Origin of the sequence: Streptomyces sp. NPDC096046 (assembly GCF_040303285.1) — a bacterium.
Lineage (GTDB): Bacteria > Actinomycetota > Actinomycetes > Streptomycetales > Streptomycetaceae > Streptomyces.
Map to the genome: position 1 here is coordinate 86,063 of NZ_JBEOSZ010000013.1, position 15,696 is coordinate 101,758.

Annotated in this window: 16 protein-coding genes; 4 read left to right on the top strand and 12 right to left on the bottom strand. The window is 72.5% G+C overall.

All coding sequences use genetic code 11. From position 1 onward, the window contains the following. Positions 1 to 89 precede the first annotated feature (89 nt). The 3 genes from ABTX62_RS14425 to ABTX62_RS14435 all read right to left on the bottom strand — a co-directional run bounded on the left by ABTX62_RS14425 (position 90) and on the right by ABTX62_RS14435 (position 1,450). Positions 90 to 728, bottom strand: a complete 639-nt coding sequence (locus tag ABTX62_RS14425; protein WP_352116458.1) for a helix-turn-helix domain-containing protein — start codon at positions 726 to 728, stop codon at positions 90 to 92. A gap of 96 nt (positions 729 to 824) precedes the next feature. Next, entirely contained in the window at positions 825 to 1,157 is a 333-nt protein-coding gene (locus ABTX62_RS14430; RefSeq protein WP_352116459.1) for a hypothetical protein, read from the bottom strand. After that, positions 1,157 to 1,450 (bottom strand): hypothetical protein, encoded by a 294-nt coding sequence (locus ABTX62_RS14435; protein WP_352116460.1) that lies wholly within the window; start codon positions 1,448 to 1,450, stop codon positions 1,157 to 1,159. The genes ABTX62_RS14430 and ABTX62_RS14435 overlap by 1 nt, the downstream gene beginning before the upstream one ends. A gap of 173 nt (positions 1,451 to 1,623) precedes the next feature. Here ABTX62_RS14435 and ABTX62_RS14440 point away from each other — a divergent pair, with 173 nt between their 5' ends. Continuing rightward, positions 1,624 to 1,893, top strand: a complete 270-nt coding sequence (locus tag ABTX62_RS14440; RefSeq protein WP_352116461.1) for a GntR family transcriptional regulator — start codon at positions 1,624 to 1,626, stop codon at positions 1,891 to 1,893. 22 nt (positions 1,894 to 1,915) lie between these two features. On the opposite strand, the gene ABTX62_RS14445 is transcribed toward ABTX62_RS14440, so the two are convergent. After that, positions 1,916 to 2,563 carry a class I SAM-dependent methyltransferase gene (locus ABTX62_RS14445; protein ID WP_352116462.1) on the bottom strand — a complete coding sequence of 216 codons (648 nt, stop codon included), beginning with the start codon at positions 2,561 to 2,563 and terminating at the stop codon, positions 1,916 to 1,918. A gap of 340 nt (positions 2,564 to 2,903) precedes the next feature. Between ABTX62_RS14445 and ABTX62_RS14450 the strand changes: the two genes are divergently transcribed. After that, on the top strand, positions 2,904 to 4,085 hold the full coding sequence (locus ABTX62_RS14450; RefSeq protein WP_352116463.1) for an SGNH/GDSL hydrolase family protein: 1,182 nt from the start codon (positions 2,904 to 2,906) through the stop codon (positions 4,083 to 4,085). 171 nt (positions 4,086 to 4,256) lie between these two features. On the opposite strand, the gene ABTX62_RS14455 is transcribed toward ABTX62_RS14450, so the two are convergent. The 5 genes from ABTX62_RS14455 to ABTX62_RS14475 form a co-directional block, all read right to left on the bottom strand. Next, positions 4,257 to 6,272: a HelD family protein gene (locus ABTX62_RS14455; protein WP_352116464.1), complete on the bottom strand. Its 2,016-nt coding sequence runs from the start codon at positions 6,270 to 6,272 to the stop codon at positions 4,257 to 4,259. Between the two features lie 40 nt (positions 6,273 to 6,312). Then, positions 6,313 to 6,936, bottom strand: a complete 624-nt coding sequence (locus tag ABTX62_RS14460) for a TetR family transcriptional regulator (RefSeq protein ID WP_352116465.1) — start codon at positions 6,934 to 6,936, stop codon at positions 6,313 to 6,315. Between the two features lie 25 nt (positions 6,937 to 6,961). After that, positions 6,962 to 9,175, bottom strand: a complete 2,214-nt coding sequence (locus ABTX62_RS14465) for a phosphotransferase (RefSeq protein ID WP_352116466.1) — start codon at positions 9,173 to 9,175, stop codon at positions 6,962 to 6,964. A gap of 242 nt (positions 9,176 to 9,417) precedes the next feature. Then, positions 9,418 to 10,161 (bottom strand): HAD family hydrolase, encoded by a 744-nt coding sequence (locus ABTX62_RS14470; RefSeq protein WP_352116467.1) that lies wholly within the window; start codon positions 10,159 to 10,161, stop codon positions 9,418 to 9,420. Beyond that, positions 10,161 to 11,051: a winged helix-turn-helix domain-containing protein gene (locus ABTX62_RS14475; RefSeq protein ID WP_352116468.1), complete on the bottom strand. Its 891-nt coding sequence runs from the start codon at positions 11,049 to 11,051 to the stop codon at positions 10,161 to 10,163. Before ABTX62_RS14475 ends, ABTX62_RS14470 begins: the two co-directional genes overlap by 1 nt. Before the next feature lie 147 nt (positions 11,052 to 11,198). Between ABTX62_RS14475 and ABTX62_RS14480 the strand changes: the two genes are divergently transcribed. Continuing rightward, on the top strand, positions 11,199 to 11,387 hold the full coding sequence (locus ABTX62_RS14480; protein WP_283973438.1) for a hypothetical protein: 189 nt from the start codon (positions 11,199 to 11,201) through the stop codon (positions 11,385 to 11,387). 36 nt (positions 11,388 to 11,423) lie between these two features. On the opposite strand, the gene ABTX62_RS14485 is transcribed toward ABTX62_RS14480, so the two are convergent. The 3 genes from ABTX62_RS14485 to ABTX62_RS14495 form a co-directional block, all read right to left on the bottom strand. After that, a complete protein-coding gene (locus ABTX62_RS14485) occupies positions 11,424 to 12,341 on the bottom strand; it encodes a FadR/GntR family transcriptional regulator (protein WP_352116469.1) in 918 nt (305 codons plus the stop codon). 248 nt (positions 12,342 to 12,589) lie between these two features. Continuing rightward, entirely contained in the window at positions 12,590 to 13,843 is a 1,254-nt protein-coding gene (locus ABTX62_RS14490) for a GNAT family N-acetyltransferase (protein ID WP_352116523.1), read from the bottom strand. A 560-nt stretch (positions 13,844 to 14,403) separates the two neighbouring features. Next, entirely contained in the window at positions 14,404 to 15,036 is a 633-nt protein-coding gene (locus ABTX62_RS14495) for an RsiG family protein (protein ID WP_352116470.1), read from the bottom strand. Between the two features lie 212 nt (positions 15,037 to 15,248). Between ABTX62_RS14495 and dtd the strand changes: the two genes are divergently transcribed. Then, positions 15,249 to 15,674 carry a D-aminoacyl-tRNA deacylase gene (gene dtd, locus ABTX62_RS14500; RefSeq protein WP_283973435.1) on the top strand — a complete coding sequence of 142 codons (426 nt, stop codon included), beginning with the start codon at positions 15,249 to 15,251 and terminating at the stop codon, positions 15,672 to 15,674. Positions 15,675 to 15,696 lie beyond the last annotated feature (22 nt).

Below are 15,696 nucleotides of genomic sequence, written 5' to 3' on the forward strand. Positions count from 1 at the left end.
GTGATGGTCCTCCCGGATTCTGTCTCGTTTGAGGGTTCGGCTGAGGGTTGGTGTGATCCGCGGCGGTACGGCCGGTGCCCTGGTCCGGCTCAGCCGGCCGTCTGCTGCGGATCGGTGTCGCTGCCGCCTTCGCCCTCGCGGGTACGGCGGGTGGCGGTCGTACCGCCGTCGTTCTTGCCGGCGTTCCTGCCGGTGCTCTTGCGGCTGCGGCGCCGGGCGGGCTGATCGCCGTCGGCCGGGCCGGTCCTCGGTATCCCGGTACCGGCGTCGGGAGCGTCCCCGTCGACACTCACCGCACCGTCCCCGGTGACGACGCCGACGACACCCGTGACGCCCGAGCCGTCCGGGGCGTCCGAGGCGTCCGAGCCGTCGCCGGTCCCGAATCCGTTCTCCTTGCGGAAGGACTCGTAGATCTGCAACAGCACCTGTTTCTGCCGCTCGTTGAGCGTCGGGTCGGCGAGGATGACGGCCCGCGTCTCCACCTCGTCCCGGTCCCGCTCGGCGTCGAGGATCCCGGCCCGGACGTACAGCGTCTCGGCGGAGATCCGCAGCGCCTTGGCGACCTGCTGCAGCACCTCCGCGCTCGGCTTGCGCAGCCCGCGCTCGATCTGGCTCAGATACGGATTGGACACCCCGGCGGCATCGGCGAGCTGCCTGAGCGACAGCTGCGCCGTGCGCCGCTGCTCGCGCAGGTAGTCACCGAGATTGCCGACGTTGAGCGATGCCATGCGCCCACAGTGCAACACCCCGCTAACTATTGCAAGCACCCGCTTGCAATAGTGCGCCACGCCACGCGGAGGCCGACCTCTTCCGCGTGACCGACGTCAGATCTCCCCTGCGTCTTCGCTGTCCGGTACCGGCACGCGCATCCCCCGGGACTCGGCGACACGCAGGGCGTCGGTCAGGCACTCCGCGAGACGGAGGCCGGCGAAACGCACCTCCGTGTACGGCGAGGCCGGGTCGGCCAGCACCTTGCGGGCGAGGCCGAGCACATCGGTGCCGGTGGCGAGCTGGACGGCCTCCATGTCGTCGGCGAGACGAGAGAGGCGGCTGCCGTTGTCGTCGGTCACCAGGTAGCAGGGGTTGCCGTCGGGTGACAGCCAGGGCAGGAGCCGGGCTGGGGGCGTGACGTGCGTCTGACCGGCGGGGCGTTCCATCAGGCGGCCGCCTTCCGCGCGCCGATCACATGCCGGCCGGGATCGCTACCGATCTCGGCGGCGAGGTAGGGGCGGACAAGGGCGGAGGCCGTGCCGTCGAGAGGGCTGTGCAGGCCGTACGGGGAGCGGTGACGGGGAAGCTCCGGTCCCCGGGGGACGGCGGGGCAACGCACGAGGGTGGGATGCGCCTGGGCGAAGACGTGACGGCGGGGGCGGCACCGACGCCGTTCCCCGTAGCCGGGGGCGAAGAGGAGGCGCAGCCATCGGAGGGCGCGGGGGATAAGGTCATGCATGTCGACGCTCCTTGTAAGCGTTGGCCATGCCCCGGGAGGTCTAGCTCACCTCGCCGGGGTCTCGTCATGTCGACCCTACCGGTAACCGCGTCCCCCTGCACCCCCCTACATCCCGCCGCGGTGGGACGCGTCCCGCTCCTGCGGCATGCGTAGGGCTGCGGCACGGTGGAGAAATGATGGAGCTTCCGCGCTACGAGTACGTGAAACTCGCCGACGCCATCGCTGCGGACATCGCGTCCGGCAAGCTGCCGCAGGGCGCCGCACTGCCGGGCGAGCGGACCATGACCGGTCTGTACAGCGTGAGCATCGGCACCGTGCGCCGCGCCGTCGTCGAGCTCCGCAGACGAGGCCTCGTCGCCACCCTGCCCGCGAAGGGCACGTACGTCATCGGGCTGCCGGAGTCGACCGGCGAGGCGCCCGAGGAGGGCGAGCCGGGCACCTGAACCCCTCGTCCCCCTGCGGCTGTCACTCCGGCTTGTACGCCAAGAACGTGCCCGCCCGCCTCTTCGAGGCGCCCTCCGGTTCCTGCACCACCCGGGTCGTGACCACCAGCCCGGCCCGTTGGAGCAGTTCGGTGATGCGGTCGGGTGGGAGGAGGTACGACTCGTAGGACACCGGGTGGCCGCCGTAGGCGTGGGTCGGGCGGAGGTGCTCGCCGTCGCCGGCATGGCCGGCCAGCATCAGGCGGCCACCGGGGGCGAGGGTGCGGTGGAACTCGGAGAAGACGGCCGGGAGCCACCGCGGCGGGGTGTGGTGGGTGGCGTAGTACGCGAGGACGCCGCCGAGTTCGCCGTCGCCGATGTCCAGGGCGGTCATCGAGCCGACGGTGAAGCGGAGCCCGGGGTGCGCCGCCCGGGCCAGCTCGATCATCCGCGGCGACACGTCCACGCCGAACACCGGCACTCCCAGAGCGGCCAGGTGTGCCGTGACCTTGCCGGGGCCGCAGCCCAGGTCCGCGACCGGCCCGAGGGGGGCTGCGAGTTCGGCGAAGGCCGCGAGCATCGCGCGCGACACCGGGTCGAGCTCAGCCGGTTCCTTGACGCGCCGGGCGTAGTCGGCGGCGACGGTGTCGTAGGACTCGCGGACCGCGGTGAGGTGGGAGGGCTCGGTCATGCCGTGAACCTAGACGACGGCAGTGACACACGCCCGCACCGCGACACCACCGCAGTGACACCCGCCCATACTCGGACGCCAGTACCCCGGTGTACTCCCGGCGCAAGACGGCCCCGCCGCTCCCGCGCGGCACGGTGGTCGATGTGGACAGGGACCCGAAACTCAGCCGGCCCGCCCGCCGGGCGCCCAGTCCCTCTGATCGCCCGGCCCGCGTGGCCCGGTGGCGGTTTCAGCCGCGCGACGCCGGACACCGAGACTCCTGGGCCCGGATCCTCGACGCCCTCGACACGCTGCTGCGGAACCGGCCCGCGGCCCCTACCGATCTCCGAGGCTGACACCCATGCACACCGAGCACGACTGGATCACCACGCCCCTCACGGCGGACCTGCTGCGCGGCGCCCTCGACGTGGAGCGCACCGAGCACGGCCTGCTCCCCCACCGCCTCCCGGCCCGGGCCCGCGCGCAGAACACCAACGCCCAGCTGGCGATGGCCGAGGCCCAGCCCTCCGGCGTACGCCTGGCCTTCCGCAGCGCCGCGAGCGTCGTCGAACTGGACACGCTGCGCACCAAACGCGAGTACACCGGCTTCCCGCCGCGCCCGGACGGGCTGTACGACCTGCTCGTCGACGGCCGCCCGGCCGGGCAGGCCTCGGGCACCGGCGGCAACGTCCTGACCGTCGACCTGACCACCTGGGAGGGCGAGCTCACGCCGGGCCCGGTCGGCACCGTCCGCTTCACCGACCTGCCCGAGGGCGACAAGGAGGTCGAGATCTGGCTGCCGCACAACGAGACCACCGAGCTGGTCGCCCTGCGCACGGACGCCCCGGTCCTGCCCGTGCCGGACCGGGGCCGCCGGGTGTGGCTGCACCACGGCAGCTCGATCAGCCACGGCTCCGACGCCGCGAGCCCGACGGCCGTCTGGCCCGCGATCGCCGCGCGGCGCGGCGGGGTGGAACTGATCAACCTCGGACTGGGCGGCAGCGCGATGCTCGACCCGTTCACCGCGCGCGCCATGCGGGACACTCCGGCCGACCTGATCAGCGTCAAGATGGGCATCAACATCGTCAACCAGGACGCGATGCGGCTGCGCGCCTTCGGTCCGGCCGTGCACGGCTTCCTCGACACGATCCGCGAGGGACACCCCGAGACCCCGCTGCTGCTCGTGTCGCCCATCCACTGCGCCCTTCACGAGGACACGCCGGGCCCGACCGCCCCCGACGGCCAGGCACTCGGCGAGGGCCGCCTCCTCTTCGCCGCCATGGGCGACCCGGCGGAGACGGCCATGGGCAAGCTCACCCTCACCGTGATCCGCGCGGAACTGTCCCGCATCGTCCGGCAGCGCGCCGCCGACGACCCGAACCTGCACTACCTCGACGGCCTCGACCTCTACGGCGCGGCGGACGCCACCGCCCTCCCCCTCCCCGACCACGTCCACCCGGACGCGGCGACCCACCGGCACATCGGCGAACGCTTCCACCGGCTGGCGTTCACCGGGGGAGGGCCCTTCTCGACACAAGCATGAACGGCCGGACCGCCGCGCCGGAGCGATGTCCGGCCGGTGCCGGTCAGGCCTCGAACCCCTGCTCCGCGAGGATCTCGGTCGTGGGTATGTCCGTGAACGCGTCGGCATCAGCCATGGCGTTGACCCCAACCACCCTTCCCCGACCCGACCACACTGCCCAACCGCCCTTCCCTAGAAGGGCAGTGGCCTCCCCCGCACGACCTCCAGCCGGGACACCGCCCGGGTCAGCACCACGTACAGCCGGTGCAGCCCCCGTTCCTCCGCCTCGGCGATCGCCGCCGGTTCGACGGCCACGACATGGTCGTACTCGAGGCCTTTGACCAGGCTCGCCGGCACCAGGGAGACCGGCGCCCCGACGTCGTCCGGGCCCGCCGCCTCGATGCCGGCCGCGTCCAGGGCCGCCCGCACCCGCGGAACGTCCGCGTCCGCCGCGACGATCCCGACCGAGCCCTCCCGCCGCCGCACGTCCCGCACGGCCTGGACGACCGCGCCGGGCACCTCCTCGACGGTGGTCGCGCGCTCCCGCAACTCCCCGTCACCGCGCAGCGAACGGGCCGCCGGCACGTCCACGTCCAGCCGCTCCAGCAGCCGGTTGGCGAGCCCCACGACCGCCTTGGGCACGCGGAACCCCGTGGTCAGGGCGACCACGGTCGCGTCCGGTTTCCCCAGGTGCGCCAGGACCGTGCGCCACGACCGCGCCGCCCACGGCGTCGTGCCCTGCGCCAGATCGCCCAGCACCGTCAGCGAACCGAAGCGGGCCCGGCGGGCGATGGCCCGGCACTCCATCGGGGACAGGTCCTGCGCCTCGTCGACGACGACATGCCCGTAGCCCTCCGGGTGCCCGATCAGCCCGGCCACCTCGTCGAGCAGCACCAGATCGGCGGCCGACCAGCGCGCCGACTTCCACGACCGGGGTGCCCGCCCCCACAGCAGCGCCCGCTGCTCACCGGCATCGAGGAGACCCTCGGCGGCCGACGCCAACGCCTCCTGGTCACCGAGCAGTTCGGCGACGACCTCCTCGGGCCGCGCCCGCGGCCAGACGGTGTCGACGTACGCCGACACCGGCCGCGACCGCTCGATCCGCCGCACCCAGGAGTCGGGGGGCGGCCCCGCCCGCCGCTCCGCCTGCTCGCGCAGACACCCGACGATCCGCGCCCGTACCCGCTCCCGTCCGACCCCGTACGGCGGTTCCTCCTCCCGCACCCCGGCCACGATCCGCGCCAGTTCCCCCTCCGGCACCCGCCACCGGTACGACCCGTCCGGCACGGCGAGCGGACCGGCCCCCTCGGCGCGCACCCTCGCGTACAGCGCCCTGCGCAGCACCTCCGCCATCCGGGCGGCGTGCTTGAGGACGGCGGCCGGCTCGTCGTCGGCGCCGCTGACCGGCCACCGTGCGATCTCCTCCCCGAGGGTCGACTGCCGCACCCCCGTCTCACCGAGGGCGGGCAGCACCTCGGCGATGTACGACAGGAAGGTGCGGTGAGGTCCGAGGATCAGCAGACCGCCGCGCCCGATGCGCCGCGGGTGCGTGTAGAGCAGATACGCGGCCCGGTGCAGCCCGACGGCGGTCTTGCCGGTGCCCGGCGCGCCCTGCACGCACACCGACAGGGCCAGGTCCCCCCGTACGAGGTCGTCCTGCTCGGGCTGGATCGTGGCGGCGATGTCCCGCATGGGCCCGACCCGGGGCCGTTCGATCTCCCGGGCGACGATCTCGCTGTCGCGCGTCTCGCCCCGCTCGAGGTGCTCGTCCTCCAGGCCGGTGAGATCGCCGGAGTCGCCCCGGCTGCCGGGCGCCCATCCGAAGCGCCTGCGCACCACCACGCCCTGCGGGTCCCGCGCCGAGGCCTGGTAGAAGGCGCGCGAGACGGGAGCGCGCCAGTCGACGACGAGGGGCGGTTCGCCCGGGTGCTCCGAGATGCGCAGCCGCCCGATGTGCAACGGCCCGTCCCCGCCCTGGAGGGCCCCGAAGAACAACGGCCCCTCGGGCGGTTCCCGCAGCGCCTTCGCCCGGCTGCGCAGCCGGTGCCCGAGCACTTCGGCATCGGCCCCGGACGCGGCGACGTCCTCCCCGATGGCGACCTGTTCACCGGCGCCCTCGACCATCGAGGCGAGGGCGGTCCGGCAGCGTTCGTGGTGGGCGCGTTCCTGTGCGAGGACGTGCTGAAGGGCGGGCTCGGTCGAGGTCATTCCACCGAGCGTACGCTAAAACGTGACCGAGTTAAATAATTTACCGAGCGTCAAACTGGAGGCGAGGCGGCAGTCCGGCCGCGAGCCACCCGAACGCCCGCTCCGCCGCCGCCACCGCGTCCGGCCGCAGGTCCGCCACCCGCTCCCCCGCCGCGATCCGCCGCCAGTTCTCCAGGGCGAGCACCCGCAGCACGGCCATGATCTGCCCGGCCGCCAGCCGCGCGTCCAGATCACCTCCGAGCACCTCGGCGAGCGCGGCCTCCGACCGCTCCTGGTGCGTGTGCGCCCGGGCGACCAACGAGGGCGTCCCGTAGAGCAGGGCGTGGAAGGCGAGCACGTCGGGGTGGTCGTTGAGCCCGGTCACCGGGTCCCCCCGGTCGAGCCCTTCGAGGAAATGCCGCCGCAACGCCTCCACGGCCGGGCCCTCCGCCGCCGCCACCACCCGGGCCGCCTCCCCCTCGTGGTCGGCGATCCGGTACAGCACCAGATCCTCCTTGACGGGGAAGTACCGGAACAGCGTCGGCTTCGAGATCTCGGCCGCCGCCGCCACCTCCGCGACGGACACCGCCTCGAACCCCTTCTCCATGAAGAGCCGCACGGCGATGTCCGACACGGTCTCGTACATCCGCCGCTTCTTGCGCTCACGCAGGCCGGGGGTGCTCATACGGAGAGCCTACGCAGAAGCGGGATCAGGCCAGAGCGCGGGCCAGACACGGGTTCGCCGTGGAGCGCACCGGCAGGCCGAGCGAGCCCGTGGCGACGGCCAGCGTCACCGCGTAGGAGTCCACCGCCCGCCGGACGTTCGGGGCGTCCATGCTCGCGCCGGTCACGATGCGGTCCAGGTCGACATAGGCGGACCGCACGATCTCCAGCCGGCGGTACACCCGCCAGTCCTCGCGCCAGTCGCGGGTGTACTCGGCGGGCAGCCGGCGTTCCCAGCGGCGGAACATACGGTCCCTGATCTCCGGCCGGGTCGGCGTGAGGTGCATGTGCCGTACGAGGTCGTAGAGGGGGTCGCCGACGACGGCCATCTCCCAGTCGATGAGGGTCAGCGCCAGCCGGTCGTCGCGGCGTACGAGGTTCCAGGGGTTCAGGTCACCGTGCAGGAGGGCGGGCTCCCGGTGGCTCACCTCGTACCGCGAGAGGATCAGCCGCAACCGGTCCGCGTCGGGCAGCCCGAGGTGCCGGGCGAGCTGCTGCGACTCCTTCGGCAGGTCCCGCACCAGGGAGATCAGCTGCTCCCGGAGCCAGCGGTGGAACGCGCCCTCGCCGGCGGCCGGGTCGACCTGCTTGTACCGGACGCGGGTCAGGGCGCACAACTGGTCCACCAGACCGTCCGCCTCGTGCGGCAGCAGGCCGTGCACCGGGTGGTTGGGGGGCCGGTCGACGTCCCGCGGTCCGACGTAGGTGTGGAGGGCGATGGTGTCGCTCTGGTAGGTCTCGCCCAGGGCGAGCACCCGCGGCGCCGCCACCCCGACGGACGACTCCTCGATCGCGCGCAGCACGGCGTGCTCGCTGAGGAAGCCACGCTCCCGCCGGCACACCTCGGCCAGCTTCCGCCGGACGACCACGGGAGCGTCGAAGCCGGGCACCGACACCACGGTGTTCAGATGCGCGGTGCCCTTGAACACCCGGCCCGCGGGCGCGGCTCCCTCCGCCAGCAGGGCCTCCCGGACCGCGGCGGGAGGGAAGTCGGGGCGCTCCGGCATCCGCCGGTCGGGCCGCCACTCGGACGCCTTCGCGATCCACGCACGGTCCCTGATGCCCCCGTTCGTCCGCGACACCAGCCAGCGGAACAGGGCCCGACGGATCTCGCCCTCCCCCGGCACGCCGACGAGCCGCAGCGGCTCCGCCGCCGCGTCGAGGGCCCGCCGCACCTCGGCCGTCGCCTCGTCCAGGCTCGTCTGCGTGAACGATTCCTCCCTCGTCCGCGTGAACGATTCCTCCAGGGACCGGGCGGCCCGCATCACGTCCGGGAAGACGGACTGCGCCCGCTCGAACGCCAGGTAGTGCCGCAGATCCTTGGCCAGGCCGTTGACCGCCGCGGGACGGACCTCCCGCATGGCCTCGGCCCAGGCGTCGACCACCTCGGCCCACTGGTGGGCCGGGTACCGCATCCGCACGAGGTGGGTCGCGAGATCGTGCAGCGGGTCGCCGTAGGTCGCCAGCTCCCAGTCGACACAGACGAGGGGCGGGTCGCCCGCGTACGACACGATCACGTTGTCGCGGTGCAGATCGGCGTGGAGCAGGCTGTACGGCCGCCGGGCCATGGCGGGCACCCGCCCGGCCAGTTGGGCGAGGGCGTCCTCGGGGATGCCCAGTGCCGCGAACAGCCCGCCGAAGCCGTCCCGGTTGGGCCGTCTGATCTGCTGGTCCGCGAGGTGGGCCAGGGTCCGCAGGAACCCATGGCTGTCGGTGTCGTTGCGGGGCCAGACGGCCGGCAGGGCGGGCAGCGCGCCGCGCCGCACCTGTGCCGTCCGGGCCAGCAGACCGGCCAGCGCCCTGACCATCGGGGTGTCGACGGGCTTGCCGTGGTCGCAGACGCCGGACAGCGGCACGCCTTCGGCAAAGCTGTGGATCGCGACGTCACCCCGCTTCACGAGACATCGCGGCGCGTGCGGCAGGGCCCCCCGGACGGCGGCGAGCAGGCCGGCCTCGTCCTGCCAGGTCCGGATCACCACACGCAGGGCGTCCGGGCGCCGCATCCGCACGGTCACGGACGTCCCCGCCTCACCGCCGACCATCCGGGCCATGCCCTCCGTCAGCGGGAGGACGTAGTTCCGGTGGTGGTGGCCGCCGCTCTCCCGCCCCCGCTCGGCGGCGAGTTTCACGAAGGCCCGGAACGTGGCGTCGTGCGAGGCGCGCTCCCCGGGAAGAGGGCGGGGACGAGGAGGTGCGCCCACGGGCCGCTCCGGAAGTGCGAGAAGGGAGGACGGTATGGCAAACGGTAGGTTCGCGGCCGACGACGCGCATGGCGGAGAGAGCCATTACGGGTGCTTGCCACCCATCGGCATGAGGCTGCGTGAACTCGTTCGAGTGGGGGCCGGTCGGCCTCGTCACATACGAGCGGGGGTGAGCGTTCGACTCAATTCCTTGCGCGGTGCCGGAATGCTACACCCGGGCCCCTGGCTTCCCGGCCGTCCGCTCACGCGCGCAGCAGGTCCAAGAGCGGCGCCAGGGACACGAGGACCCGGTCGGCACCGGCGTCCCTCAGGATCTTGGCCTTGCGTTCGTTGCGCGCGTAGCCCAGGAACGGCACCCCCGCACGGCCCGCCGCCTCGTGGTCGGAGGGGGTGTCACCGATCATCAGGGCGTCACCGGGGGCGGCCCCCATGGCCCGCAGCGCCCGGTTGAGGCAGTGCGGATCGGGCTTCAGCCGGTGGAGGTCCTGGGTGCGCCCGTAGATGTGCGGGGCGAAACAGCCGGCGAGGCCGCGGCCCTCGAGGTAGGTGCGGGCCACCCGGGGTGAGTTGTTCGTGGTGATCGCCAGGCGGGAGCCCACCGCCGTCCAGGTGCGGATCAGCGGGTCCGCGTACGCGGTCGGCCACGCCGAGGACGCGGCCCGCAGCTCCTCCTGGGTGAGACGTTCCTCCAGCTCGGCGACGAGGTCGCTGCCGGGGTGGCGGCGGTCCACGGCGCGCAGGACCACGTGCGGGTCGAGGGACTCGCGCTCGCCGTCGGTGAGCAGGCCGTGCAGACCGCGGCCCTCCAGCCAGGACACCAGGTCGCTCGCCACCCGCTCCGCGGAGTGCCCGGCGAACAGGCGGCAGATGGGCCCGTCGAAGTCCCACAGCACGACACGGGCACGTCTGATCAGATCGCGGAGCTGGTTCGGATCGTTCCCGGTCTCGAAAGGCACCGCACCGGTCTGGGTCGCATCAGAAGTCACTAGGAGAGTGTCAGGTCCGTCGTGATGGTTTCCCAGAGGGCGTTGAACCACTTCTGGGATTCCTTCACGAACGACGCGTCCCGCCGGCCCGTGCGCTGCGCGAAGGAGAAGAGGAGGGACTGGGAGCCGAGGACGTCGTACATGTCCAGGGTCCGGCTCCCCCACTCCTCCTCGCGCCTGGTCAGCATGTAGTAGCCGATCAGGGCCTCCTCCTCGTTGAGGAGGTACAGCTTCACCGGCGGGGTGAAGGGCAGCGCCCGGAACCTGACGTGGACGTCGATCCCGTGCGTGGAACGCAGCGCCCGCAGATTGTGCTGGAGGACCTGCCCCTGGGCGTTGCGCATGGCCAGCCAGCGCTGGTGGACCGGGTTGTCGTCGCCGTGGGCCTCGACCGGGACCGGGAAGGCCAGTTCGATGTCCCGGGAGGGGACCAGGATGCGGACGTCGATCGACTCGGGGCGGATGCGGCCCTCGTGGATGAGCCGCAGCGGCTCGCCGATGGCGACCATGAGCGTCTCCGCGGTGTGGCAGACCACGTCGATGCGCACGTGTGGGGCGGAGAACGCCTGCGCCAGGCGCGGGGCCAGTCCCACCATGGTCGGCTGGGGTTCGCCGCGGGCGGGGGCCGGGGCGGCGATCCGCGGCGGGCTGCCCTTGCTGACGTTGGTGAGGAGACCGTCCTCCTGGAGGACGCGCAGGGCCTGGCGGACGGCGCCGCGCTCCACGCCGAACTCCTCGGCGAGTTCGGCCTGCGTGGGCAGGCGGTCCCCCGGCTTGAGCTCACCGGCGCGAATACGTTCCCGCAGGTTGTCGGCGATCTCCTGGGGCGAGGACCTTCTGCTGCCGTTGACTGCCACGTTCTCCGCCACGCTCTCCTGGGCCACGACCAAACGCTACAACTCTGATCCATCTGGCGGGAGTTGTTTGAAAGTTGTTTATGACTAGGGGCCAAGTGGGGACAACTTAATCAGAGTTGGTTGCCAACTTCTCGGAGTTGGCGGAAGTTTTGCTTCCGGACTTCCGAAGGGGGAACACCGATGCCCACCCTCGCTCTCCTCTCCGCCGCCTTCGTCGTCGCCTTCGAACAGCTCGTCCAGTGGAGGTACGGTCCGGCCGGCATCGTCGGCCTGATCCTTCTCACCGTCGGCGTCAAGGCCAAGAGCCCGGCCGTCAGCTCCGCGGGAGCCGTCGTGCTCGCGCTGCTGATGACGGGGCCCGCCCGATGAGTCACTGCGCCACCCCGCCACGACCCGTGGGAGACGTCAGCCCGTGAGCGTCAGCTCCGAACTGATCGTCTCCCACAGTGCGTTGAACCACAGATGCGACTGCTCCACGAACGTGGTGTCGCGCAGCCCGGCGCCCTGCCGGAAGGCGAACAGCATGGACTGGGTGCCCTGGGCGTCGTACATCGCCGGCTGCTCCCGCTCCGCCTCGGCCTCCCGGCGCGTCAGCGTGTAGTACGCGAACAGCGCCTCCGCGCCGTTGAGCAGGTACAGCTTCACCGGCGGGGTGAAGGGCAGCGCGCGGAACGTGACCCGGACATCGATGCCATGGGTGGCGCGCAGGGCCAGCAGGTTGTGCTGGAGGACCTGCCCCTGGGCGTTGCGCATCGCCAGCCACCGCTCGTGCACCCGGTCGCCGCCGCGGCCCTCGACCGGCACCGGGAAGGCCAGGTCGATGTCCCGGCTCGGCAGCAGCACCCGGACGTCGACCTTGGCCGGTTTCAGCCGTCCGGCGTGGATCTGTCGCAGCGGCTCACCGATGGCGAGCGTGAGGGAGATGGACGTGAGGCACACGGCGTCGATCTCGACGTGCTCCGCGGCGAACGCCGTCGCTATCCGGGGCGCGAGGGCCACCGTGGTGGGCAGCGGCGGGGCCTCCGGGCCGGTCAGCGCGCCGACGGGGTCGGGAGCGACGGTCGCCGGGCTGCCCTTGGACACGTTGGTGAGCAACCGCTCGGACTGCAGGATGCGCAGCGCCTGGCGCACGGCACCGCGCTCGACACCGAACTCGTGGGCCAGCTGAGCCTGGGTGGGCATGCGTGCACCCGGCCGCAGCGCCCCTGACCTGATCCGGGCGCGCAGCTCGTCGGCCACCTCGTGATGTGTTCTCTGTGGCCGTTGCGACCTCTTCCGCCCAGTGACGGAGTCGTGTTCCGGGTCCACACCTGAACGGTACAACTTCCCGCCATCTTGCGGCAGTTCAGGGGAAGGTGGTTATGAGCCGGTTCCAAGCGGAGATAAGTACAGTGAAGTTGGTCACCAACTTCGGGAACATGGTCAGACCTTCAGGAGGTTGGCCACCCGCCAGGGGACTCCCTTCCGGAGGGGAGCCGGGAGTCCCGCCGGATCGGCACCAGCGCACCACAACCACAACTGAACAGCTCGCTACGGATGCGGGTCCCAGCACGCCGGCAGAAGGGAGCGGCTCAGAACATGTCCGGGCACCAAGGCCGCCTGGACGTACGCAGCAGGGCGTCGGCCTTCCGGGCGGCGCCCGCTCGTTCTTCGCGCACCCGCCCCAGCTCCGCCAGCCGCACCGCCGACTCGTCCCCGAGCCACAGCGCCCCCAATTCGCCCAGTCCGAGTTCGAGTTCGGCGCTCTCGGTGGTCGGTGTGCAGGACGCCCCCTCGGGTGAGGCCTCCAGCCGGTAGCGCCCGCCGGTCAGCCCGTCCACCCCGGCGATCTCCAGCACCAGCGTCCCCCGGCCCTCGTACGTCCGCGCCTCCAGCGCCCGCGCGATGTCCAGGATCCGCACCCACAGCCAGTCCGCCAGCGAGGTGATCGCGGCCGCCCGCGGGTCGGGCAGGAGGTGCGGGAGCAGGTCGTCGGGCGCCCGCCAGCCGCTCTTCACCTTCACGACCCAGTCGATGGAGCAGAGGTACTCCCACAGCGCGCGTTCCGCGCCCGGGGTCACCCCGAGCAGCCACTTCACGGTCGCCGTGTTCAGAGGCTGCTTGGCGTCCCCCCAGGTGTCGTCCACCTCGTACGCGGCCATGCCCTCGACCTCGCCGGACGCCGAGCGGTAGACGGCGAAGAACGGCGGTTTCCACGACGGGTCGAAGCGCAGGGCACCGGTATTGACCTTCCACCAGGTCTCGTCGCGGGTGATGACGCCGGGCCGGCCGCGGCGCAGCCGCTCGTGCAGCTCGGGGCCGAGCTTGCGGACGTCCTCGCCGTCCACCAGGTCGATCCGCCCGCCGCCCGCCGGGCCCGCCCAGCGGGCGTCGAGGCCGGCGCGCGGCACGTCGATCGTCCACTCGGACGTCCAGGCCGCCGGACCGAAGCCGTACCGGCCGTAGATCGGGTACTCGGCGGCGATCAGCGTCGCGACGACGTCCCCGCGGTCCTTGGCCGCCGTCAGGTCCCGCGCCATCATGCGGCTGAGCAGCCCGCGGCGGCGGTGGGTGGCGGTGACGGTGACGCCCGAGATCGCGTCGGCCCGGACGCTCGCCCCGCCGACGACCGTGAGTCCCTGGTCGAAGGACCGGAAGGTCGCCACGCACCGGCCGCCGTCGAAGGCCCCGAGGTAGCGGCCCGGGACGAACTGTCCGCGCCGGCCCTCGATCTCCTCCTCGGTGAGGGCGGACGCCCGCAGGAAGCCGGTGTTCACGGCCCGCAGCCAGTCGGCGAACTCGGCTTCGGCGATCGGGCGTACGTCGATGTCATCGGCGCGGGACATGGAGGTCATGGCGTCACGCTAGGCGGAGGGCCGGTCGGTGTCGCGCGAATTCCCGACCACCGGCCCTCCCGGGCCCGGGTACGGCCGTCGCGTGAAGCTCCGACCACCGCCCCTCCCCGGGCCCTACGGCCACCACGTGCGCGACCCGACCGCTGCCCCTCCCCGGGCCCGGAAACGGCCATCGCATGAAGCTCCGACCACCGCCCCTCCCCGGGCCCTACGGCCACCACGTGCGCCACCCAGACCGCTGCCCCTCCCCGGGCCCGGAAACGGCCATCGCGTGAAGCTCCGACCACCGACCCTCCCCGGGCCCTACGGCCACCACGTGCGCCACCCAGACCGCTTCCCCTCCCCGGGCCCGGAAACGACCATCGCATGAAGCTCCGACCACCGACCCTCCCCGGGCCCTACGGCCACCACGTGCGCCGCCCAGACCGCTTCCCCTCCCCGGGCCCGGAAACGGCCATCGCGTGAAGCTCCGACCACCGACCCTCCCCGGGCCCGGAAACGACCATCGCGTGAAGCTCCGACCACCGACCCTCCCCGGGCCCGGAAACGGCTCACACCAGCAGGTCCTCGACCTGCGCCTCCCCCTCGCGGTACCGGCGCGCGATCTCCGCGCTGCACTCGTCGGCCGTGCGCTGCAGCCGCTGCCGACGCCGGGAGACCTGCTGCTCGTGGCGTTCGAGCCGTCCCATCGCCGTGTTCAGCTCCAGGTCCGTGCGCGCGTCCAGGTCGGACAGCTCGACCTCGGCGAGCATCTCCGCGGCCAGTCGCCGGAACTCCTCGCCCTGCGGGGTGCCCAGGGTCAGATGACGGGCCGAGGAGCGGTGCCGGGCCGGGGCGTCCCGCAGGATGTCCGCCAGGCGCTCCACCACCGACGCCTCCTCGGGCACGGCGGTGGAGGCAGCGCCCGCCGGGACGCGCCGGGCCACCTCCGCGCGCAGGATGTCGATCCGCCCCTGAAGCAGCCGCCGCAGATAGCTGAGGTCGGCCTCGTCGCGCTGGGCCTCGCGGCGCAGCGAGCGCAGTTCGGGCAGGCTCAGCGCGGGCAGCCGGCTTTCGGGGCTGTCCGAAGGCAGCGGCGGGCTGTCGGTGCGCTGTGTGGGCGGCCGGTGGTACTCCGACGCGCCCCTCCCCGGGTATGTCGACCAGACAGCCGCCTGCTGCTGTCCGGTGCTTGATGTGCTCATGTGCCTCAACCGTCCCCTCGACCGGTGCGTGCAAGCATCGTGCCACCCTGAGTGGCCGCTATGGGAACGAGTGCCCCCGATAGACCCCAGATGGACGGTTAAGCAGCAAAATACGTCCGTGCAGGGGCTGTTGACGCCCCGCGCAAACCACCCTTTCGGGCCACGGACCGACCACCTGCGGCTCCGATGTCACCGCCCTGCATGATGGACGTATGCGAGCAGTGGTGCAGAGGGTGGACGGCGCGAGCGTCGTCGTGGACGGCGAGACCGTGGGGGCGATCGAAGGCGAGGGACTGTGCGTCCTGGTCGGCGTCACCCACGACGACACCAAGGAGAAGGCGGCCCAGCTGGCCCGCAAGCTCTGGTCGATCCGCATGCTGCACGACGAGAAGTCGTGCGGCGACATCGACGCCCCGCTCCTGGTGATCAGCCAGTTCACGCTCTACGGCGACGCCCGCAAGGGCCGCCGCCCCACCTGGAACGCCGCCGCCCCCGGCGAGGTGGCCGAGCCCCTCGTCGACGAGGTCGTCGCCCAGCTGCGCTCCCTGGGCGCGACGGTGGCCACGGGCCGCTTCGGAGCGGCCATGCGCGTATCACTGACGAACGACGGCCCGTTCACCGTGCAGCTCGACATCTGACCCGAAAGAATGACAGGCGTCC